This window comes from Paraburkholderia sp. BGA-UO-ETr-F12, from assembly GCF_059567945.1.
The window spans coordinates 130,351-152,751 of the sequence record NZ_JCAQOZ010000027.1; the positions used below are offsets into that span (position 1 = coordinate 130,351).

18 protein-coding genes and 1 pseudogene are annotated in these 22,401 nt (G+C 61.3%); 8 read left to right on the forward strand and 11 right to left on the reverse strand.

Annotated elements, in window-relative coordinates:
• Window positions 1–54: 54 nt before the first annotated feature.
• The 8 genes from AC57B6_RS11550 to AC57B6_RS11585 all read right to left on the reverse strand — a co-directional run bounded on the left by AC57B6_RS11550 (window position 55) and on the right by AC57B6_RS11585 (window position 8,897).
• Window positions 55–786, reverse strand: coding sequence for a maleate cis-trans isomerase family protein (locus AC57B6_RS11550; RefSeq protein WP_046572162.1), 732 nt, complete (start codon window positions 784–786; stop codon window positions 55–57).
• Window positions 787–828: 42 nt separating this feature from the next.
• Entirely contained in the window at window positions 829–2,208 is a 1,380-nt protein-coding gene (locus AC57B6_RS11555) for an isoxanthopterin deaminase (protein WP_496421431.1), read from the reverse strand.
• A gap of 90 nt (window positions 2,209–2,298) precedes the next feature.
• Window positions 2,299–3,645 (reverse strand): nucleobase:cation symporter-2 family protein, encoded by a 1,347-nt coding sequence (locus AC57B6_RS11560; RefSeq protein ID WP_030099393.1) that lies wholly within the window; start codon window positions 3,643–3,645, stop codon window positions 2,299–2,301.
• A gap of 89 nt (window positions 3,646–3,734) precedes the next feature.
• Window positions 3,735–4,856 carry a CobW family GTP-binding protein gene (locus tag AC57B6_RS11565; RefSeq protein ID WP_406869129.1) on the reverse strand — a complete coding sequence of 374 codons (1,122 nt, stop codon included), beginning with the start codon at window positions 4,854–4,856 and terminating at the stop codon, window positions 3,735–3,737.
• A 50-nt stretch (window positions 4,857–4,906) separates the two neighbouring features.
• A complete protein-coding gene (locus tag AC57B6_RS11570) occupies window positions 4,907–5,521 on the reverse strand; it encodes a UbiX family flavin prenyltransferase (RefSeq protein ID WP_046572166.1) in 615 nt (204 codons plus the stop codon).
• Window positions 5,518–6,915 carry a UbiD family decarboxylase gene (locus AC57B6_RS11575; RefSeq protein WP_496421362.1) on the reverse strand — a complete coding sequence of 466 codons (1,398 nt, stop codon included), beginning with the start codon at window positions 6,913–6,915 and terminating at the stop codon, window positions 5,518–5,520. Before AC57B6_RS11575 ends, AC57B6_RS11570 begins: the two co-directional genes overlap by 4 nt.
• 90 nt (window positions 6,916–7,005) lie before the next feature.
• Entirely contained in the window at window positions 7,006–7,932 is a 927-nt protein-coding gene (locus tag AC57B6_RS11580; protein WP_028195848.1) for an amidohydrolase family protein, read from the reverse strand.
• Entirely contained in the window at window positions 7,932–8,897 is a 966-nt protein-coding gene (locus AC57B6_RS11585) for an amidohydrolase family protein (RefSeq protein ID WP_042274649.1), read from the reverse strand. The genes AC57B6_RS11580 and AC57B6_RS11585 overlap by 1 nt, the downstream gene beginning before the upstream one ends.
• Window positions 8,898–9,139: 242 nt before the next feature.
• On the opposite strand from AC57B6_RS11585, the gene AC57B6_RS11590 reads away from it, so the two are divergent.
• The gene (locus AC57B6_RS11590; RefSeq protein ID WP_496421363.1) at window positions 9,140–10,045 is read left to right on the forward strand and encodes a LysR substrate-binding domain-containing protein; all 906 of its coding nucleotides are present in this window, start codon (window positions 9,140–9,142) and stop codon (window positions 10,043–10,045) included.
• A gap of 8 nt (window positions 10,046–10,053) precedes the next feature.
• On the opposite strand, the gene AC57B6_RS11595 is transcribed toward AC57B6_RS11590, so the two are convergent.
• On the reverse strand, window positions 10,054–10,950 hold the full coding sequence (locus AC57B6_RS11595) for a LysR substrate-binding domain-containing protein (RefSeq protein WP_496421364.1): 897 nt from the start codon (window positions 10,948–10,950) through the stop codon (window positions 10,054–10,056).
• Between the two features lie 150 nt (window positions 10,951–11,100).
• Between AC57B6_RS11595 and AC57B6_RS11600 the strand changes: the two genes are divergently transcribed.
• Together AC57B6_RS11600 and AC57B6_RS11605 are read left to right on the forward strand one after the other, a co-directional pair.
• The gene (locus AC57B6_RS11600) at window positions 11,101–11,631 is read left to right on the forward strand and encodes a (2Fe-2S)-binding protein (RefSeq protein WP_496421365.1); all 531 of its coding nucleotides are present in this window, start codon (window positions 11,101–11,103) and stop codon (window positions 11,629–11,631) included.
• Between the two features lies 1 nt (window position 11,632).
• Complete coding sequence (locus AC57B6_RS11605; RefSeq protein ID WP_496421366.1) at window positions 11,633–13,906, forward strand: xanthine dehydrogenase family protein molybdopterin-binding subunit; 2,274 nt, start codon at window positions 11,633–11,635, stop codon at window positions 13,904–13,906.
• Between the two features lie 297 nt (window positions 13,907–14,203).
• Here the strand turns inward: AC57B6_RS11605 and AC57B6_RS11610 are convergent, their stop codons facing one another.
• On the reverse strand, window positions 14,204–14,959 hold the full coding sequence (locus tag AC57B6_RS11610) for a hypothetical protein (protein ID WP_496421367.1): 756 nt from the start codon (window positions 14,957–14,959) through the stop codon (window positions 14,204–14,206).
• Between the two features lie 599 nt (window positions 14,960–15,558).
• On the opposite strand from AC57B6_RS11610, the gene AC57B6_RS11615 reads away from it, so the two are divergent.
• From AC57B6_RS11615 to AC57B6_RS11635, 5 genes are all read left to right on the forward strand, one after another.
• The gene (locus AC57B6_RS11615; protein WP_496421368.1) at window positions 15,559–17,127 is read left to right on the forward strand and encodes an FAD-dependent monooxygenase; all 1,569 of its coding nucleotides are present in this window, start codon (window positions 15,559–15,561) and stop codon (window positions 17,125–17,127) included.
• Window positions 17,128–17,419: 292 nt separating this feature from the next.
• Window positions 17,420–17,926 carry a hypothetical protein gene (locus AC57B6_RS11620; protein ID WP_496421369.1) on the forward strand — a complete coding sequence of 169 codons (507 nt, stop codon included), beginning with the start codon at window positions 17,420–17,422 and terminating at the stop codon, window positions 17,924–17,926.
• Window positions 17,927–18,242: 316 nt separating this feature from the next.
• Window positions 18,243–19,223 (forward strand): acetoacetate decarboxylase (ADC), encoded by a 981-nt coding sequence (locus tag AC57B6_RS11625; RefSeq protein ID WP_496421370.1) that lies wholly within the window; start codon window positions 18,243–18,245, stop codon window positions 19,221–19,223.
• A gap of 31 nt (window positions 19,224–19,254) precedes the next feature.
• On the forward strand, window positions 19,255–20,751 hold the full coding sequence (locus AC57B6_RS11630; RefSeq protein WP_496421371.1) for a coniferyl aldehyde dehydrogenase: 1,497 nt from the start codon (window positions 19,255–19,257) through the stop codon (window positions 20,749–20,751).
• Window positions 20,752–20,765: 14 nt separating this feature from the next.
• Window positions 20,766–21,845, forward strand: coding sequence for a saccharopine dehydrogenase NADP-binding domain-containing protein (locus AC57B6_RS11635; protein ID WP_491563744.1), 1,080 nt, complete (start codon window positions 20,766–20,768; stop codon window positions 21,843–21,845).
• Between the two features lie 71 nt (window positions 21,846–21,916).
• Here the strand turns inward: AC57B6_RS11635 and AC57B6_RS11640 are convergent.
• A pseudogene (locus tag AC57B6_RS11640) lies at window positions 21,917–22,216 on the reverse strand (alpha/beta fold hydrolase); the annotation flags it as partial.
• Window positions 22,217–22,401 lie beyond the last annotated feature (185 nt).

Genomic DNA, 22,401 nt, shown 5'->3' on the forward strand with positions numbered 1-22,401 from the left:
CACCGGCCACCGCGCGCTGTGCCACGGCGCGACGTGCCGCGTGATACCGCAGTGCTACACCACGTCGGTAAACAGCCTGCCCCAACTTGCGAGTGGCCTCGTATCTATCTCCAGCATTCTCAGAGCCTTCCAAACCACAGTGGCTACCGTGTCGTAAGCGGGAATATCGGTAGCCATCTCAAACGCCCGGACCAGATGCGCCGCGTGCAGATTCGTGCAGAATGTTGTCACCGCATCGGGTCTTGCAAATGCGGCTTCACGCATCATGATTGCCAACTGCGTATCCGGCACTTCGGCAAAGCTGAAGTTGTCCTGCAAGCCAAGGTGCCGTTCCGAAACACATTCGATCCCCAGCTTCTCGTAGTTGCGCACGATCCGCTGCTGAACGTCGTCGAGGTACGGCGATACCAGACCCAGGCGCCGCACGCCGGTTTTGACGAGGATTTCGTTGAGCGCCAGCACCGAGGTTGTCGCGGGGATACCGGTCGCTTCGGTGATATGCCGGCACAACGCCTGATCGCGCTCAAAGCCCAGCCATCCGGCCGATGTGCCGCTCCAGCCGATCACGTCCACACGCGCATCGGCCAGATGACGTGCGGCCGCCAGAATCCGGCTCGCGTCGAACTGACCGAGCGCCTGCTCCGATAACGCGATCTCGGTGACCGTGAAGCGCGCAAAATGCGCGCTAACGTGCGGCAGCTCGCTTAGTATCGCCGCGGTCATGGGCTCTAACGCCGTGTTTGACGAAGGCGTGAGAATGCCGAGCCGGATTCTTCTATGCTGCATCGCGACGTACCCCTTTGGTGCTTGAGTGCATGCGTGAGCGGTTTAGTCGGCGAGCAGTTGCTTCACGCCCTCGGCCGCTTCATGGCGAAGCTGCTCGAGATCGAGGCCCGGAATCACGCCGTTATCCACCACGACGCGGCCGTTCACCACGTTGTAGCGAACCCGGGCAGGCTCACCCGCCGTGACCGGCGCCACCGCCACGTCATGGAAGCCGTTGAAGCGCAGATCGCTGACGTCGTAAAGCACGAAATCCGCGGCCTTCCCAACCTCAAGCGTGCCGACCGCATCCAGGCCGAGCACGCCTGCGCCGCCCGCGCTGCCCCAGTGAATGACTTCTTCGACGGTGGTCGCCGACGCACCTTGCGCCGCGCGATGCACCAGCCACGCGAAGTGAGCTTCATTGGTCATGCTGCCGGATTCGTTCGAGGCGACGCCGTCCACGGCCAGCGACATCGGCACACCCGCCGCCGCCATTTGCGGGGCCGGCGCAATCCCGCTGCCGAGGCGCGCATTGCTCACCGGACAATGCGAGCAGCCGCTGCCGGTTTCCGCCAGCATCGCGATCTCGCTTGGCTGAAGATGTACGAGGTGAGCAAACCACACGTCCGGCCCGAGCCACTCGTGATCGGCGACGAATTCCACCGGTAGTTTGTTGAAGCGCTCTTTGCAGAAGTCGACGTAGCGGGTCGTTTCGGAAAGGTGTGTGTGCAACCTCAAACCCATTCGACGCGCCGCGCGTGCGACTTCGGGCAGCAGCTCCGGTGGCAGTGAAAACGTCGGGGTCGTCGGCGCGACCACAACGCGACGCATCGAAGCGTCGCTGGCATCGTGATAGCGCGATTTCAGGCGTTCGATATCCGCGAGCATCTGATCGAGCGTCTCCGGCTTGAGCGCGACTTTGGAAAAGCCCGGATGATCGCCCGCCGCCTGCAAAGCACCGCCCCGGCACAGCACGAAACGCATGCCGAACTCGGCGGCTTCGTTGAAGAGCAGATCGCCTGTTTCGGTGTTGCCATCGGCGTGATACAGGTAATGATGATCGGCGCAGGTGGTCACGCCGGACAGCAACAGCTCGGCCATACCCAATCGCGCGGCGACCCGCGCCAGCTCCGGCGTGAAGCGCGCGAGCCGAGGATACGGCACGGCGGCCAGCCATTCCTGCAAGTCGGCGTTGATGCCGGACGGCACCGCTTTCAGGAGGTTCTGGAACAGGTGGTGGTGAGTGTTCACCCAGCCCGGATAAACAACGCAAGAACGCGCATCGATTACGCGTTCATCGGCGCGTGGTTCCAGGTTCGGCGCGATGGCCTCGATACGGCCATTGCGAATCCGCAAATCGACTTGGCCTGCCCGCGCCGCGTCGCCGCGAAGGCCGCTCATGACCGCCGCAGGGTTCTTGATCAGCAACGCTTCAGTTTGCATGCTCACGATTCAATGTCCTCTCAGGTATCTCGAAGCGGCCGCCGGCTCCAGAAAGCGCAACGGCCGCGCTCGCCTTATGGCCTCGGTCGCTTATTCACGCACCAGATTGCTGTGCGTCTCGACGATCTTTTCGTCCGCTGGCGCGCCGTTCAGCACCGCGTTCAATACAACCGACACCAAACACGCCAGCACCACGCCGCTATGCAGGAACGGCTGCGTCCAGTCGGGCATGTGCTTGAAGACTTGCGGCGCCATCACCGGAATCAGCGCGGTGGCAATCGTGAAGCCGACAATCAGCACGTTGTAGCGATTGCGTTCGAAGTCCACCTTCGCCAGCGTTTGCACGCCCGCTGCCACCACCACGCCGAACATAGCGATACCGGCACCGCCCAGTGCCGCTGCGGGCGTTGCGGCGACCACCGCGCCGATCTTCGGCACCAGTGCTACCGCGCACATCAGCAGGCCGCTGATTGCCACAACCCAGCGACTGCGCACACCGGTGAGGATCACAAGACCGACGTTTTCCATGAAGGCGATAAAGGGGAACGCCGCGAACATGCCGGCAATCGCGCTCGCCAGACCATTCGCACGCATGCCGCGCACCACGTCTTCCTCGCTCACGTTTTTGTCGACGATGTCACCGATGGCGACGAACAGCCCCATCGATTCGACCATCTGCACCACCATCACGACGATCATCGTCAAAACGGGCACCACCGAAAACACTGGCGTGCCGAAGTGGAACGGCATCGGCAGCGTGAACCACGGTGCGGCGCCCACGCTCGAGAAGTTGCCCATGCCGAGCGCGCACGCGAGGATGGCGCCCGCGACCAGGCCGATCAGTACGGCCAGGTTGCGCAGGAACGGACCGGCAAAGCGGTTGATCCCAAGAATCACAATTGCGACGAAGAAGGTGACGCTCAGGAACGGCAACGCGCCGAACTGCTGCTGCGCTGCCTCGCCACCGCCGACCCATTGATACGCAACGGGGAACAGTTGCAAACCAATCACGGTTACGATGCAGCCGGTCACTACCGGTGGAAAGAATCTTCGCAAGCGTCCAACCAGAGGCGCTGCAAACATCGTAAAGAGACCCGCGCCAATGACCGCGCCACACACGCCGGCGAAGCCGACACCCGGACTCAGGCCGATCGCGATGACCGGTCCGACGCTGCTGAACGCGACGCCTTGCAGAATCGGCAGACGCACACCAAACTTCCAGATGCCGACGGTTTGCAAGATCGTCGAGATGCCCGAGCAAAACAGCGCCGTGCTGATTAGCACGGTGGTGTCGGCGGGGGACATCTTCAGCGCCGACGCAACGATCAGCGGAACGGCAATCGCGCCGATGTAAGCCACTAGCATGTGCTGCAAACCGAGCGTGATCATCTGGCGCTTCGGCAGAATCCGATCGACGGGATGTATGGCGGTGTTCATGACGTGTCTCCTGAATATCGTTTTCTGGCCGGAGCACGCCGCACGGACTTGCCGTGCAGCATCACTTCGCGCGCCGGCCGAATCTCCCGTCAGGCCGCAACCGGCACGGCAAGACAGGCATGGAAGCGGTCGGTCAGCGCGGCGCGATCGAGATCGCGTCCGATGAATACAATGCGGCACGAGCGGGGTTCCGTACCCCACACTTGTGCCGCGCGAAGTTCGATGACGTTGTGCACGCCTTGCAGCACGTAGCGGTGCGACTGGCCTTGCACGGCGAGAATGCCTTTCATACGGAACAGATTGACGGCGTCGGACTCGCGCAGTTCGGTGAGCCAGGCTTGCAGCGCGTCGAGATCGATGTCCGCGTCGACTTCGATGCCGACCGAGGACACGCTTTCGTCGTGCTGATGGTCGGAGTGGTCGTCGTCGAGGTGGGCATGATCGTGCGCATGTTCGTGATCCTCTTCGTGTTCGTCATGCTCGTCGTGGTGATGCGCGTGATCGTGGCTATGCTCCTCTTCATGCAGGCCGTCCGCTTCCACGAGAATCTGCGAGAACTCGTTCGCGCCGACGCCGAGAATCTTGTCGAGGTCGATCTGCGCGTAGCTCGATTCGACGATCTCGGCCGTGGCGTTCAAGCCGCGAATACGCTGCGTCAGCGAAGCGATATCGTCCGCGGTCACCAGATCGACTTTGTTGATCACGATACGGTCCGCGCAAACGATCTGATCGACCGCCTGGTTGTCGCTGCCGTCGAGCACCAGATCGTCCAGATGCGCGGCGATGTGTTTGGCATCCACCATCGTGACGACTGCATCCAACGTCACCTGTTTTGCAATGGGATCATCAAGGAAGAAAGTCTGCGCGACCGGATACGGATCGGCGAGGCCACTCGTTTCAACGATGATGTGATCGAGCCGGTCCGGCCTTTCCACCAACATGCGCACGATCCGCACCAGGTCCTCGCGCACTGCACCGACGCAGCACACGCAGCCGTTGGTCATCTCGTAGATTTCTTCGGTCGATTCGAGTACGAGACCACCGTCGATGCCGATTTCGCCGAATTCGTTTTCGATCACCGCGATTTTGCGGCCATGTTTCTCGCGAAGAATGTAATTGAGCAGTGTCGTTTTGCCGGCGCCGAGAAAGCCGGTCAGCACCGTGACAGGGATTTTCTCGATTTCGTTGTGGGTGGTGTGAATGTGATTCATGACTCGTCTCCGTTTCTTCGTTCGTACTGCGGTTCGTGCTGTTCAACTGGTCAGGCGATAGGCGGTGCGTGTGTTTGCGTTGCCACTTCGGTTGCTATGTCCTGTTCTCGCCAGCGTTTGACGGTGCCCGCTTCGAGACCGAACAGATCGAGCACGCGGCCCAGCGTGTGGTCGATCATCTGGTCGAGCGAAACAGGGCGCGCGTAAAACGCCGGCACAGGCGGCGCGACGATCGCGCCCATTTCAGTCACGGCGATCATGTTGCGCAGATGCGCCAACGTGTAAGGCGTTTCGCGCGCCAGCAGCACCAACGGGCGCCGTTCTTTCAACGTGACGTCGGCGGCGCGCGAGATCAGGCTCGACGACATGCCGTTGGCAATTTCGGCCAGCGTCTTCATCGAACAAGGCGCGACGATCATGCCCAGCGAGCGGAACGACCCGCTGGAAACGGCCGCGGCCATGTCGTCGCAGCGGTAGGTGAAGCTGGCGAGGGCGCTGACGTCGGCGAACTTGTAGTCGGTTTCGTGTGTCATCGTCAGCAGCGCGCTGCGCGAGACGGTCAGATGCGTTTCGATGCCGAGTTCACGCAGCAGTTGCAGCAGGCGTACGCCGTACGTGAAACCGGACGCGCCGCTGATGCCGACTACGAGTCGCCGCGGGGTCATTTTTGCGCTCCGGCGGCGGCGCGCGCCAGAATCTCAACCGCGTGTTGTGCAGCACGCTCGCTGATCTTCGCGCGAATGCCGTCGAAGTGAGAGCCGCGTGTCGCATCGATCCCCATGCGCGACGTGGTGCCCGCCGCGGACGATGATGGATCGAGCGGACTGCCCGGCAAACCGTCGACGATAAACACGTCCTGATGCGGCTGGAAATGCGTGGCGATCGCCCACAACACTTGCGAATCGTTGGTGATGTCGATATCGCTATCCACCGCCACGACGTTCTTCAGATACGGGTCCCAGCCGAGCAACGCGAGCATGATCTGGCGTGCTTCACCATCGCGTGTCTGATTCAGCGCGACGTAGCAGTGAAAGTGCGTGCCCGAGTTTGGATAATGGAGCGCAGTGACCGAAGGAAAGCGCGCCTTCAGCTTCTCGCTCATTTCCGCTTCGCGCGGCAAGCGGGCCAGCGTTAGATGCTCGGCGTACGGGCCACCTACTACATCGACGAGCCATGCATCGTTACGCCGCATCATCGTGTCGACCCGCAGCACGTTATTGGTCGAGCGGTCCGATGAATAACCCGTGAATTCGCCAAACGGACCTTCTTCCGCATGGGCGTCAGGATCGATCGTGCCTTCCAGAACAAATTCGGCTGAAGCGGGAACGCCGATTCCATATCGCGGCGTGCGGACCAGTTCCAGCGGCGCACCGAACAGGCCGCCTGCAATCGTGCGCTCATCCGTGCCGAAGGGCACGCGCGCCGCGGCGGCCAGCATGAACAACGGATGCGCGCCGATCACCATGGCGACTTTCAACGTGTCGCCGCGCGCTTTGGCGGTTTGCAGCATGCGCCAGAGGTGGCCGCGCGAATGCAGGCTGGTTGCCAGCGCATTGCGGGCATGACGCATCGAACGGTGATAGCTCAGGTTGGCGACGCCCGTTACCGGGTCTTCGGCGATGATCACCGCGTTGGTGATGTATGGGTCGCGATCGGTATCGAAGTGGCGGATCATCGGCAGTTGCGCGAGATCGACGGCGTCGCCTTCGATAACCTGATCGAGAACGGGACCGGTCGGAACATAAACCGGTGCGATAGGAGCGTTCGCGCGCTGCTGGTACGCGTCGAATAAGCCCGACGCATCGACGTCGAACAAACGGCCAATGCGTGTGCGTGAAGCGAAGAAGTTGGTGACCAGCGGCGTCGCGATACCGTCGACGTTCTCACAAATCAACATGTCGTGCCGTCCGCGTGCGGCCATTTCAGCGACGATAGCCGTAACGTCCTGATCCGCCGCCAACGGTTGCTTGATAGTCAGTACGTCGTCGGGAAACTGCTCGCGATACGCTTGTGCGAAGCGATGAAAATCCTGCGTGGCGCGGAAGAGGTTATCCGCCATAGTGAACTCCGTCGAAAGCGGAATGTTTGGAGTGGCAGGCGCGGGGTGAGCCGCGCCTGCCGTACAGCAAGCGCTAACGTATTGAGCGCGTTAAGCGGGCTGCGTTACGTCGTTCACGTAAGTCGCCTTCAAACGCTTCTCCGCTTCGGCCAGATCCTTCGGCGGCTTGGTCGGCTCGATACCGACCAGACGGGCGATGTTGTTGCCCATATAGTCTTCGAGACCGTCCTCATCCAGATCCATGCCTTGCGGCGCAGGCCCGCACAACATTTCGAGCTCGCGCAGCCACATACCCGGCTCGTTCGGCGGCGAATCGGTGCCGAACACGATCTTGTTGCGCGGCAGTTCACGAGCGAATTCGACGATGCGCGACTGGTAGCACCAACCCGATTCGCAGTACACGTTCGGCGTATCCATCGCCATCCAGAAGGCTTCGAACGAGTAGTTGCCGCCCGTTTGAATCCCGAAGTGACCGATGATGAAATTCACCATCGGGAACTCGCGGATGATCGGATAGAACTGCGTCGGAATCGTGTACGGTCCGTCGCCGGTGTGAATCAGCACGACGACGCCAAGCTCCGCGCACTTCTTCATTGCCGGACGCAGCCAGTCGAGCGCGCGATCCGGCCGATAGCCGTGCATGTTCGCGTGCAGCTTGAGCATCTTGAAGCCGTACTCCTTCACGTGGAATTCGAGTTCGGCCGCGCCGTTTTCCGGACCCCAACGCGGGTTGTACGTGAAGTTGCCGATAAAGCGATCCGGGTACTTCTGCGTCAACTCGGCGATATACGACATGTAGTCGCGAATCCCTTCACGGCCGCGGCGATTGCCGTCGCGATAGCCGGTGTTGCCAGGCGGCGGCTGAATGAAGCCCATGTCGATACGGCGCGGCTTGCCGTTGATGATGTACGGACCGTCCATCATCTTCAGCAGGCGTTCGCCGGTGAACGGCTCGCCGGTATGGCGCCACGCTTCGTCGACGAGATTGGTCGGGTGCAGATGGGTATCGATGATCATCAGCGGGCTCCTGCGTAGGCTGCTTGAGATGCCTGGGCGGCGTGTTTCTGCGACGCGCCGGCATGCTGTTTCAGATAGGCTTGCGCTTCTTCGACGCTTCGCGGCGGCGCGCTCGGCTCGATGCCGATCATGCGTGCGAGGTTGTTGCCGAGGTAATCCTCGAGCGTGTCTTCGTCGAGATTCAGGCCTTGCGGCGGCTCGTGGCACAACACTTCGAGCAAACGCAGCCACATGCCCGGTTCGTTCGGCGGCGTGTCTGAGCCGTAGAGAATCTTGTGCGTGGGCAGCACCTTCGCGAATTCGACGATCCGCGATTGCAGACACCAGCTCGATTCGCAATACACGTTCGGCGTATCGAGCGCCATTTGATACGGCTCGAAGCAATACACGCCGCCCGTCTGCACACCGAAGTGCGCCATGATGAAATTCACGGACGGGAATTCGCGAATCAACGGATACCATTCGCTTGGAATGCTGTACGGGCCGTCGCCGGTGTGCAGCTTCACGAGCAGGCCGAGGTCCGCGCACTTACGCAATGCCGGGCGCAGCCAGTCAAGCGCGCGGTCGGGACGATACGCATGCATGTTGGCCTGCAACTGCACCATCTTGAAGCCGTGTTCCTTCGCGTAGAACTCGATTGCTTCGGCGCCGTTCTCCGGGCCGCAACGCGGGTTGTAGACGAAGCAGCCGAGCAGACGGTCCGGATACTTCTGCGTCATTTCGACGGTGTACGCCATGTAGTCGTCGATCGATTCGCGGCCCGAACGGTTGCCGTCGGTCCACGTATAGATCGTGTTGCCTTGCGGCGGCTGAATGAAAGCCTTGTCGATGCGGCGCGGCTTGCCGTTGATGATGTAGGGGCCGTCCATCGTTGCGATCAGACGCTCGCCGGTAAATGGCTCGCCGTCGTGGCGCCAGGCGAGGTCGACCAGATTGGTCGGATAACAGCTGGTGTCGATGATCATGTACTCGATCTCCTTGAGAGGAACTGGTGTATCCAGTTGCCGGATCGCGGGCAGGCGCATCGATGGAACGGAGCCCAGACAGGCTTGCCCATGCGGCCCTTTGCAAGGCGCCATTTTTGTGCGCCTTCCCCTCGCCGGCATCGAGTGTCACACTGATGTGCACTGCTGCTTGCGATGCAGTCTCACAAGATAAAAACGCTCTGTACAATATTTTTTAACCACGATCTTGATACGTTCCCGATATGGACATCCGGCTGTTGCGTTACTTCGCGGTACTTGCCGACGAACTGCATTTCGGCCGGGCAGCCGCACGGCTGCACATTTCGCAGCCTCCTCTCAGCCAGCAGATTCGTATCCTCGAAGAGGAGATGGGTACCGCGTTGTTCATGCGCTCGCAGCACCGTGTCGAACTCACTGAGGCAGGGAAAACACTTAAGGAACAGGTGCCGTTGATCTTCGCGCAGTTCGAACGCGCGATCGATCTGACGCGTTGCGCGGGACGCGGCGAAGTGGGCAGTCTCGAGATCGGCATCATCAGTTCGGCGATGGTCGAGCCGATTCCGCGCGCACTACGGGCATTTGCGGAGAAGCATCCGCAAGTGCAGTGGACGCTGCATGAGATGACGCCCGCCGCGCAGATTCTCGCGCTCAAGGAGCGGCGCCTGGACGTGTGTTTCTTCCGCGTGTCGCATGAGGAACCGGAGATTCGCAGCGAAGTCGTGATGCGCGAATCGGCGGTGGTGGCGCTGCCGTTAGGGCATCGGCTGGCTGCGCGTGACGAGATCGCGTTGCGCGAGTTGGAGGCCGAGCGGTTTGTGTCGTTTGGTTTGCGGCAGTCGCAGCTAGCGCGCTATCTGCAAGACTGCTGTGTCGAGGCAGGGTTTACACCGCAGATCGAGCAGGAGGTGGTCGAGGTGCACACGCTGCTTTGTCTGGTGCGTGAAGGTCTGGGCGTGGCGCTGCTACCTTCGTCGGCGCGACAATTGACGACCGGGGGTGTCGCTTTCGTACCGCTTGCAGCGCCGCGTCCCGAGGTGTCGCTGCATGCGCGCTATCGTGCGGAGGACGCGTCGCCGGTGCTTGCGCTGTTTCTCGATACCGTGCGCGAGGTGGCCGCTAGCATGGGCGTGAATGCGCAGAGCGACTGACCGTAACGCTAACCCGCGACCACCGCTTGCGCGACCAGCTCGCGAATCACGTCGATCAACGGTGCAACGCGCTCGGCTTTCTCGCGCGGCCAGACGGCATACAGGTTGTAATGCGTCGGGATTTCGACTTGCGTAAGTTCGACCAGCTTCCCGGCGCGTCGCGCGTCCACTGCGAGCAGACCGCGTGCCAAACCGGCCCCTACGCCTGCGCTCGCGGCTGCAATCAGGCCGGCGGCGTTATCGAACACGGCGACGGCATCCGGTTCGACGGCGGGTAGGCCTGCCGCCGTGAGCCACGGAATCCACGAGCGTTTCGTATAGCCGAGCAAGGGTAAATCGAGCACCTGTTCCGGCGTGAGCGGCAGGCTCAGCCCGCGTGCCTCAAGAAGCGCGCGCGAACCCACGGCAGTCAAGCGGTCGCCGCAGATCAAAGCGTTCTCGAGGCCGTCCCATTCTCCATACCCATACCGCAACGCAATATCCACGCGGTCGAACGCGCTGCGCTCGTAGCGCGGCGTGGACAACACGGTGAGCGACGTGCCGCTCAACGCGGCGAGCAATGCAGGCAAACGCCCCACCAGCCAACTCTGCGCAAGTTCCGGGTCGACGTCGAGCGTGATCGACTGCTTGACCGTGCGCTCTTTCACCGACGACAACGCGCGATCGATCTGCTCGAAGCCATCCGCGAGTTGGTTCGCGAACAGTACGCCCGCGTCCGTCAGCACCACGCGGCCGCTTTCGCGGACGAACAAGGGCTGCCCGACGAACTCTTCGAGCGTGCGGATCTGCTGGCTGATCGCGCTATGCGTGAGCGACAACTGGCGTGCCGCGCTCGAAAAGCTGCCGACGCGTGCCGCTTGCAGAAAGGCTTGCATCGACTGGATAGAAGGGTAGCGCTTCAGCATGGGTGTTAGCCGGACTTACGGGTGATGGAAGAAATCGTCGCTGGCGTTGTGCTTAACGGCTTTCAATAATGGCCGCAAGCACGCGGCCCTAGTGGCAGGCATTCCACTGCACTTCACGCCGCGCTGCACAACAACATTCAGGAGACACGCATGATCGAGATCGTGGTCAACGACACGCGGCACTCGCTCGACAATGTACCGGAAGACATGCCCCTATTGTGGGTGTTGCGCGACCGGCTCAAATTGACTGGGACGAAATTTGGCTGTGGCGGCGGCTTTTGCGGCGCGTGTACGGTGCATCTGGAAGGCGAGGCCGTGCGCTCCTGTTTGTTGCCGATAGCAGCGGTGGCCGGCAAGCACATCACGACGATCGAAGGATTGTCGAAAGACGGCACGCACCCGCTGCAACTCGCGTGGGTGGCCGAGGACGTGCCGCAATGCGGCTACTGTCAGTCCGGTCAGTTGATGCAGGCGGCGTCGTTTCTGAAGGATAAGCCGACCGTCAACGACCAAACGATTGCCACGGCGATGTCCGGCAATATCTGCCGCTGCGGAACCTACTCGCGGATCAGGAAGGCGATCAAGCGCGCGGCTTCGGGTGATGCGGCGCTGGCGGCGGTTGCGCCGCCGTGCGCGGCGGCCTGTGCCGCGGCCTCTGCCTCTGCTAACGAGGAGGCTTGACATGCACAACGACAAGCAAGCGCTGAAAGACGCGCACGGCACCGCACGTCGGCGTTTCATCAAACAAAGCTCGGCCTTGTTGGCATCGGGTCTCGCAATCGGTTTTCGGTTACCTGAAGCATTCGCGGCCGAGGCGAACGCAAGCGGCGATCCGAAACCACAGCCCGGCGAGTTCGAACCGAACGCATGGGTGCGTGTGCTGCCCGACGATACGATCAAGCTCGTGGTTCATAAACACGACTCGGGGACGGGGACGCGCACCGCGTTGGCTGCCGTGGTCGCCGAAGAACTCGATGTCGATCCGTTTCGCGTGGAGGTGATTACGCCGGAGAATCCGTTCTTCGGTGACTATATTCATCCGCTGTGGAAAGTGTTTTCGACGGGCGGTAGTACGAGCGTGTCGCTCGAGTATGAGCGCTTGCGGCGTGCCGGTGCGACTGCGCGTGCGATGTTGATGGCGGCTGCCGCGAAACAATGGAATGTGCCGCCGTCTTCGCTCTCGACGGAGAACGGGTTTGTTGTCGGCAAGGCGAGCGGCAAACGTACGAACTACGGCTCGTTGGCGAGCGTGGCCGCGCAATTGCCCGCGCCGAAAGATGTCGCGTTGAAAGACCCGTCGCAGTTCAAATACATCGGCAAGCTGCAGAAGAAACGCGGCGCCGATCTGAAAGCGCGAGGGGCGTTTCCGTACAGTATCGACGTGTCGTTGCCGGGCATGCTGGTCGCGGTTGTCACGCGTGCGCCGGTGATCGATGCGCGCGTGCGGAGCGTGGATGCGAAAGCCGCGTTGGCGGTGCCGGGCGTACGACAGGTATTGCAGATTCCCGGCCGGCCCGATCTTCTCGGCGGGAATCAGGCTGGTGTTGCTGTGCTGGCTGATGATTATTGGTCGGCGCATCAAGGCCAGGCGGCGCTGAAGGTCGAGTGGGAAGATAGCCCACTGGAAACTTTCGACAGCAGTACGCTCGCTGCACGTCAGGCTGCGTGGCTCGATGATCCTGTCGCGCATGTCGTGCCGACGATTCAGACCGGCGACGCGAAGACTGCATGGCCGCATGGTGCGAAGGTGATCGAGGCGTCGTATTCGATGCCCTATAAGGCGCAAAACGCGCTTGAGCCGATCAATGTCACGGCCTGGGCGAGGGACGGGCGCATTGAGTATTGGGGCGGCTTGCAAGTGCCTTCTACGGTGCAGGAAGCGGCTGAGGTGATCGGTGGCATTCCCGCTGAGCGCGTCGTGCTGCATGAGCTTGTGTCGGGTGGCAGCTTTGGGTCGCGTGAATCGAAGTACTGGTTGTTCGAAGTGACGTGGCTTGCGTTGAAAGTCGGTAAGCCGGTCAAGCTGATGAATAGTCGCGAAGATGAAATGCGCGCGCTCTTTTATCACTCGGCAAGTTATCACCGTGCCAAAGCTGCGTTTGATGCGCATGGCAATCTCACAACGTTGCAGTTGCGCGCTGTGATGCCCGCTTCGCCGGAACAATGGGAGCCGGGGTATTTCGATCGTCCGGATCGGATGGACTACAGCACCACCGAAGCGATCAGCAAGTACGAGTTCGCTTACGATGCGCCGCATGTCGACATTGGTTGGGTGCGCCATGAGACCGGTGTGCCGACCGGCTGGTATCGTGCGGTGAGTTATATCCCGAACGTGTTCGCGGTGGAGTCTTTCATGGATGAGGCCGCGCATGCCGCGCAGCGCGATCCGATTGAGTTCCGGCTCGCGTATATGAAGGACCTGCGGCACAAGGCCGTGTTGCGCGAGGCGGCGGAGCGGGCCGGCTGGGGGAAAGCGTTGCCTGCGGGTACGGCGTTGGGTGTCGCGACGAATCAGGCGTATAGCAGCTATGTTGCGGTGGTGGCGCGGGTTGTGCGGAAGGGCGATGCGGTTGTGGTTGAGAAGCTGACCTGTGTGGCGGATTGCGGGCTGGCTGTGTCGCCGGGTGGGGTTGAAGAACAGTTGTATGGCGGGCTGATGTGGGGGCTAGGGCATGCGACGGCGGATCGCATCGATATTCGGCATGGGCAGGTGGAGCAGAAGAACTTCGATTCGTATCGCGTGATGCGGATGAGCGATATGCCGGAGGTTGATATTTTGATCGTGCAAGGGGATATGGCTAAGCCTGGCGGTGTTGGCGAGTTGTCGAGTCCTTCGGTGGCGCCGGCGGTGGCTAATGCGGTGTTCAGGTTGACGGGGAAGAGGGTTAGGGAGACGCCGTTTGAGCTTGATAAGGTGGCGGTGGAGGGGAAGGGTGGTGGCAAGGGGAGGGGGTGAGTGAGTGGGGACGGGGCGGTCTCGCCGGCCGTCCCGGGGCGCGGTGGCGTTGGGTCTTGGGGTTGAGTATTGGGAGTTTGCAAGTCGGCATTGGCGGTCGTTCGTAACGAAGCATGTCCTGCCGACGGCGATTGGCCGCTTTAGAGTGCCTCGTGGGACCGCTCGCGACCCGAAGCCAGCCAGATAGCATGCGAGCAACTCTGTCCGACTTAGGGCAAAAAGCGGACGCCCGTTTCCGTGAACGCACGGGGCGCTTTACAGACCGGTAGCGCTGCGCATTTCGCAGTGCCGGGGCCTTTAGTGATCGATTGATGAGTGCAGTCGCTTATAGCGATAAACCGTTTTATCCGTGCCGGCACCCATGGGAAGCCACAATAGCGCCATGTGATAGCTCATATGAGTCCACGTGGTAAGCAGAATGTCGCCATTGCTATCCAGCCTGACTGAACGGCCGGAAAAGGAATAGTTCGGGCCAAATTCGGATCGTGACGATTGCTCAGGAGCGATCCAACCAATAGTTCCCGCTTCGCAGGATACCTTGACCTGACTGTTGAATCGGGTTTTCAAGCTGCCTAGCTGGAAGGTGCCATAGTAAGTCGTGACCGTGTAGTTGCCGTCAGCATTCTTCTGGAAGACAGTTGCATCCGGCGCAATTCGACGACCGTTCGCATCTCTCCTATAGCCCGCACGCATCGCTTCTGCTGCTTCTATATTCTCCGCGTGGAATATTTCGTCGGCTAAAGGTAATACGTTCGGTCCGTAGCCTTCGACGATCTGACGCACCCTTCCTTCGTAAACTCCACTCAAGTCGGGGCATTCGGGTGATCGAACGGCCTTCGAATTGTCGGCAGCGTAGTCGCGTGGTTCCGGGGCAGATGCACACCCGCAACCCATTGCACACAAGAGAATGGACGCAATCGTCAGAGACATCGAACGAAACGCCATGCCTCCGGCGCGACTCGGCGTTTCCCGCATGGCCTTCGCTGGCATCCGGGCGCGATCGGCATTGCGTCGCCCCGAAAACAGATAGTCTTTCGTTCGCTCGAACGTCATGCATTCCCCGCCGTATGATTCGATTATCCGCAGATTTTAAACGGCAAGCCTCCAGCATCGGCCGAACTAGAACCGGGAGCAGACGATCGCTCGCCAACGGCGAGTGACCGCAGTTGGCCGAACCCGGAAGTTCGGCCCGCACTCGTCAGTCACCTGCCAACCTCGACACTAACTTCCCTTGTCGCCCCTCAAGGGTCAATCGTCAACGAATCATCCGATGTCCGCTTGCGATACACAGACGCCATTCGGCTCCCGGATCCATCTGGCGGTTCAGCCATTGGATCAATGCCGACGGCCGCGGCGACCCGGACCTCGGCCTTTGCCCACCGTCTATGCCCCGCAAACCGCTGACAGCCCGATCAATTACTTGCCTTCCGACCTGTTGCCGTCTCATCGTTTTGATGCTATATACGCCATGTCGGAAAAGGCAGACTTGGTTCGGTAAGCCCAAGTCCTTTCGGTAACGAAAGCTCTGGTCTTTGGCCTCGCGCGCAAGATCTCCACGACGAACATTTGACGCTGCACAGGCGTCTGAACGTTCGTCCGTGTGGATCTCAACCGAGAAACGCTCCGGTCGGACTTCGACACAGGAGTGTTTCATGCACACGCATCCTTCAGATATCTACGACGTTGTAGTTGCCGGGGCCGGTCCCGTCGGGCTGTTACTCGCCTGCGAGTTGCGCCTGTTTGACATCTCTGTGCTGGTGCTGGAGCAAGCCGAAAGCCCGCATTCGCCTCTGAAACGCCTTCCGTTCGGCATGCGCGGCCTCTCGGCGCTTTCCCTGGACGCGCTGTATCGCCGTGGACTGCTGGACGAGGTAGTCGCGGTGCAGCGTGAAAGCGATGCCGCAGGCACGAAAGCGAGCACCCCGCATTGGATGGGGGAGCAGCGCCGAGCGGCCGGCCACTTCGCCGGCATCCAGTTCTATCGCGACAATATCGACACCTCGAAGTGGCCGTATCGTCTGCCAAGCCCGGCCGGCACCAGCATGGCGGTCGCACTGGAATCACTAGAAACCGTCCTGGCCAACCGCGCCCTTGCGACGGGGGTTGATATCCGGCGCGGCTTAAGCGTCGACGCGATTCATGCTTCAGACAACGAGGTGAGTGTCCACGCGGGCGGCCAAGCTTTTGTCGGACAGTGGCTTGTCGGCTGCGATGGCGGTCGCAGCGCAATACGCAAGGCGGCGGCATTCGAATTCGTTGGCACCGATCCCGAATTCACCGGGTATTCCGTCGAAGTCGAATTGGCTGACCCCGAGGCACTTCGACCCGGCCGGCACTACACGCCGACCGGGATGTTCACCTACGCGCGGCCCGGCACCATTGCGATGGTGGAATTCGATGGCGGCGCCTTTCACCGAGTCCACCCAATTACGCTAGAGCACGTGCAAGCGGTGTTGCGCCGGGTGTCCGGCGCAGATATCACCCTGACCAGACTTCAGCTCGCTACCACCTGGACGGATCGCGCTTTCCAGACGACGACCTACCGCAAAGGGCGCGTGCTGCTAGCAGGCGATGCCGCACACATCCATTCTCCATTGGGCGGTCAAGGGCTAAATCTCGGGCTGGGAGACGCGATGAACCTGGGCTGGAAGCTGGCTTCGACTATCCGTGGCGACGCGCCGCCCGATCTCCTCGACAGCTATGAGCGAGAAAGGCATCCGGCAGCGGCAGACGTTCTCGACTGGTCGCGCGCGCAGGTTGCACTTATGCGCCCCACGCAAAGCACGCGCGCGCTAGCAGCCGTGATCCGGGATCTCATCGAGACCCGCGATGGCGCAACCTATTTCGCTGAGCGTATATGGGGCGTGTCGCTGCGCTACGACCTTGGAAACGATCATCCACTGGTGGGCCACAGTGCGCCCGATTTCGAGCTGATCGACGGAACCATGGTTGGAGCCCTTTTACGCGATGGCAAGGGCATCTTGCTGCAGTTCGACTCGAGCGCATCGCTGCAGGAGCTTGCAAGTCTTTGGCGAGAGAAGGTCAGATACGTCCCGACCGGTGCCAAGGAACAGTTGGGGCTGAGCGCTGTACTGTTGCGTCCTGACGGATTCGTCGCTTGGGTGAGTGAGGGCATTCCTTGCGCTGAGGCATTTGCCGAGGCCTTGACGCGATGGTTCGGCGAATCCAGAAAAATGATGCCCGATCCGCTTAATCGATAACGTCATCGGGATGGCCGCTTTATCTGAGACGTCAACCGCTCGGATGTCGCTTCCATTGTCCGAGCGGATGTCCCTTCATGGCCGAACACGGTCCTCTGGCCAACGCAGGCAATCGTCCCTCGTACGTCGTGGCCGAACTTCCCTTTTCGACCCACAGGGGACCATCAGATTTGCCGAAAGCTGCCGTTTACATAGCTTATAGGCTGCTCCGACGTATAAGATCGGTCGAGGCGAAAATGCAACACTCTGACTCGCTGCAGCGACTCAGAGTTGTTTTGGAGCGGGAATCCTCTTGAAAACAATCGTAAAGTGCTTCCTGTTAGCGCTGATCGCCCTGACGGCTTGCGTTCGTGGTGGAGTTGCGCTGGCAGAAACCCCACCTGACCAGTCCTTTTCTCCTGATCCAAAAATCCAGAAAATTGCGGAAGCCTACTCGCTAGACGCCGTCGACTTCTCCGCGAAACAGTTTGGAATAAAACTCGACTGGTCGGACGCGAGTATTGCAAATGTCGAAAAGGCCCTAGCGCAAATGAGTTCATCCTACGTCAGCACGAGTTCCAAGCCAACGGACGAACAAGTCATGTCATTTGCGAAAGCCTACGGAAGTTACGTCGGAGAGGTGTATCGCCGCAATCACGGTGGCGAATGGGGTATGGTCACCCTTGGCGGAAGCCGATTCCCGGGTCTGCGAACCACCTCAGGTTCCAGCTTCTGGCCATGGGGACGCGTATTCAATCGGATCACAAAGGGGACGGAGGACAACATCGCCGACTACTACGTGGCCCTATTGAAAAGGTAGCGGACGGCGCATCCAGTCAACTTGGCCTTGAAGGTGTCAACGATTCAGGCCACGACGTCGAACGTCCGCAACTGGCCGAACCCGGAACTTCGGCCCGTGCTCGTCAGTCACCTGTCAACCTCTATGCAAACTTCCCTTGTCGACCCTGAGTGGCCCATCACATCGGCCAATAGGGGTCGTTCAACAGGTGTTGTTAGCGGCACATTGTCGACGCGGGATGCTCCGTGGCGCATGAAGTGCTCCAAGAGGCTTGACCTTGAAGTTAGCTTAAAGCCTATGCTCGGCGGTGATGCCATTCCACCTTCGAGGCAAGAGCATGAAAAGCACTTCGCTGGCTTCCTCCGTCGACACCTCCCTACCGGCCACAGCCACGGCCGCTGCGACGGCCGAAACTGTTGTGATCAAGATCGGTAAGCACGATGTCCCCGTGGTAAAAGGCGGGCTGTACGACCGCTTCCGCTCCATGCCGCCGCTTTCCGTCATCGCCACCGAGTCGCCGGCCACCGACCTGAGCTGGTTCAAGGGGATCACCAAGGATAAGGTGGACATCGGCTTTGAAACCTGGTCGCCCAACTTCTATTACGAAAACAGCCGTGTAACGGCCGTCTTCACCGCCGACCTCGCACGGCTGCGGGAATTGATACCGCTCAAGGTTCTGGAACTGGTGCAGCCGCTGCAAGTATGGCCGGGCAGAGGCGTTGTTGCGTTGACCGCTTACGCGTACCACTACTGCGACAACGACAGCTACAACGAGATCGGCCTGTCCGTCGTCACCAACAAACCTGGTTCGTCGAACTGGGGGCCGTTCTCCTTGATGGGGCAGTCGGTTTCCAATGATTTGTGGGGCTATGTGCTGAAGCTGCCCGTCGATACCGAACTGGCACGGGTGCGCGGCGTGGTTGGCTACAACCTGCCCAAGTGGCTCACGCGCATCGACTACAGCGAGGGCGAGAACAACGTCGTCGTCAAGATCTTCGACAGCGAAACCCAGGCGCTGGACGTCACGCTTCAGACACGAAAGCTCGATGTTTCTTTCAGCAAGAAAACCGTGGTGACCAACAGCTTCACGAACATCGACCCGCAAGGGCGGTTGACCACCGGCTACACCATCTCTCGCCAGTCACGGCACGCCAGCACGTCCAGCGCGGACGCTGTGAAGCTGATGCTGACGGACGGCAGCCTCTCGCGCTTTATCGCGTCGCTGAAGCTGGGAAAGATGCTCAAGTACGAGTACGTGCCCGAGTTCCAGGCGGCGCTGTACGCACCCCAACTGCTCAAATTCGACGCCGGGCATTAACAGCAGTCGTTCAGAAACAGGGAAAGACGGTATGACTGAAGACAACACTCGCATGGCCGACCTGCTGATCCGGCAGCGCAACGCATTCCTCCACGACGGCCCGCCGGACCTGGCGTTGCGCAAGGCCCGGCTCGCCCGGCTACGTGCCGCCGTGCTTGCGCACCGCGAAGCAATCAAGGATGCGGTCAGCGCCGATTTCGGCAACCGTTCGCGCCATGAGACCGACATCATGGAGCTGTCCTGCGTCATCCAGGCCATCGACTATCTCTCCAGCCACTTGCGACGCTTCATGAAGCGCGAGCGCCGCCGCGTGCATTTCTTTTACCGCGCGGCGCGCGCCTATGTCGAATACCAGCCGCTGGGCGTCGTGGGCGTGATGGCGCCGTGGAACTACCCCGTCTCTCTCACACTGGTGCCGCTGGCAACGGCGTTAGCCGCAGGCAACCGCGCCATGCTCAAGCCTTCGGAGCTGACTCCGCGCACCAGCGAGGCGCTCCGACGTATGCTGGCCGAGGCTTTCGAGGAAGATGAGGTGGCCGTGGTGCTAGGCGGCCCAGAGGTCGGTGCCACCTTTAGTGCACTGCCATTTGACCACCTGCTGTTCACGGGCAGCACGCAGGTCGGTCGCAAGGTAATGCGCGCTGCCAGCGACAATCTGGTGCCCGTGACCCTGGAGCTGGGCGGCAAGAGTCCGGCCATCGTGGCGCGTGGCCACGTCAACGACCGCACCGTACAAAGCCTGGTGTACGGCAAGCTGTCTAACGCCGGCCAGACCTGCGTGGCGCCGGATTTCGCCCTGGTGCACAAGGAAGACCTGGAAGCTTTTATCGCCCAGTACACCGCCACGGTTCATCGCTTTTACCCGGATGGCCCCGCCAGCCGCGACTACACGACCATCGTCAGCGATCGCCACTACGACAGGCTGCGCGGGCTGGTCGACGACGCGCGCCGCAATGGCGCCCGCGTGATCGAGGTGGGAGAACGCCCTGCCCACATGCCCGGGCGCGAGCGCACCCTGGTGCCGACGCTCGTCGTCAATGCGGGTGATGAAACGCCCCTCATGCAGGAGGAGATCTTCGGCCCTATCCTGCCGGTGCGTACCTACGGCACCATCGACGAGGCCATCACCTATGTGAACGCACGGCCCCGCCCACTGGCGCTCTACTACTTCGGCGCCGAGGACCGCGATTGCGCCAGACTACTGGCGCACACCACATCCGGCAACGTAGGCATCAACAACACCTTGATTCACGTCGCGCAGGATGATTTGCCCTTTGGCGGCGTCGGCCCGAGCGGCATGGGGGCCTATCACGGCATCGAGGGTTTCCGTGCGATGAGCCACGCCAAGGGCGTCTTTGTGCAGGGCCGCTGGAACTTCCCCGGTCTGCTGCACGCGCCCTTCGGCCGGCTCGCCGACATGGCCATCTCGCTCACGTTGGGAAAAGCAGCCGGCCAACCCCGGTCTAAGCCGCCCCGGCCCCGGGCAGGCCATGACGGTTCCCCCGTCAGCCCGCGGTCCCACTTCTGAACAGGAGCGATGCAATGAGCAAGCAAAGCGGTAGTCCCGGGCGCATGCGCTGGATGATCTATGGCGCGAACGGCTACACCGGCGAGCTAATCGCGCGCGAAGCGGCGCGGCGGGGGCTCAAGCCCGTACTGGCGGGGCGCAGGCGCGAAAGCGTCGAGGAACTGGCGCGCACGCTGGGGCTGGAGGCACGTGCGTTCGGCCTCGATGACGTGGCGGCGCTGACCGGGCAAATCCAGGGCTATGCGCTAGTGCTGAACTGCGCCGGCCCGTTCTCGGCGACCGCAACGCCAATGATGGAAGCCTGCCTGCGCGCCGGCGCGCATTACCTGGACATCACCGGCGAGATCGCCGTATTCGAGCACGCGCAGTCGCTCGATGCCCGCGCACGGGACGCCGGTGTGGTGCTGTGCCCTGGCGTGGGCTTCGACGTTATCCCCACCGACTGCGTGGCCGCAGCGCTGAAAGCGGCGCTGCCGGATGCCACGCATCTCGCGCTGGGCTTTGACTCACGCTCGGGCTTCTCGCCCGGCACCGCCAAGACCTCCGTCGAGGGACTGGCCCAGGGCGGCAAGGTGCGCCGTGACGGGAAGATCGTCACCGTGCCGCTAGCCTACGAGGTGCGCCGCATCGACTTCGGCGATGGCGAGAAAGACGCGATGACCATCCCCTGGGGCGACGTATCCACCGCCTGGCACACGACTGGCATTCCTAACATCCAGGTGTTCATCCCAGGCTCGCCCCGCATGATCGCCAACGCCAGGCGTGCCAACTATATCCGGCCAGCGCTGGGGCTACCCTGGGTGCAAAAGCTGATCAAGGCGCGCATCGCCAGGACGGTGAAGGGCCCCAGCGAGGAAGCGCGTGCCCAGATGCCCACCTTCGTCTGGGGGGAAGTCACCAACGCACGCGGAGAGAAAAAGACGGCACGCATCCGCACCGCCAACGGCTATAGCCTGACCATCACCGGCTCGCTGGCCGTGGTCGAACACCTGACGGCGGCCCAGCCCGGCGGCGGCGCCTACACGCCGGCCAGGCTGGTCGGCGCCGATCTGGTGACGCGTCTACCGGGGTCGGGGCCGCTGCAGATGGTCTAGCTACTTTCAATGGTCAAATCGGCCCGCCTACCAGGCGCTGCCAACCATCCTTGCGATTGTCCACCGGCAAGCTATGCGCGGATGAATGCGAGCAGGTCGTCGTTGATCACGTCCGCGTTGGTCGTATGCATGCCGTGCGGGTAGCCGGGGTAGATCTTGAGTGTGCTGTGGACGAGCAGCTTGTCCTGAAGAAGCGCGGCGTTCTTGTAGGGAACAACCTGATCGTCGTCGCCTTGCATGACAAGTGTTGGTACCGTGATCGCTTTCAGATCCTCGGTCTGGTCGGTCTCCGAGAAAGCCTTGATGCCTTCGTAATGGGCCTTCGCACTGCCCATCATGCCCTGACGCCACCAGTTCTGGATGATGCCCTCTGAGAAGATCTGAACCCCATCCTGGGTCGTAACGAGGCCATGATTTCGACTCCTTGCTGGCTGCAGGTTGAAGTGACGATCGAGCGGCGGCTTGCACGGCGCGAAAAGTTTGGTGTCAGGCGAATCCGCTTGATCAGGACAACGTTTAAACCATAACTTTGAAGTGTGGTTCAAGATCAAGCGAT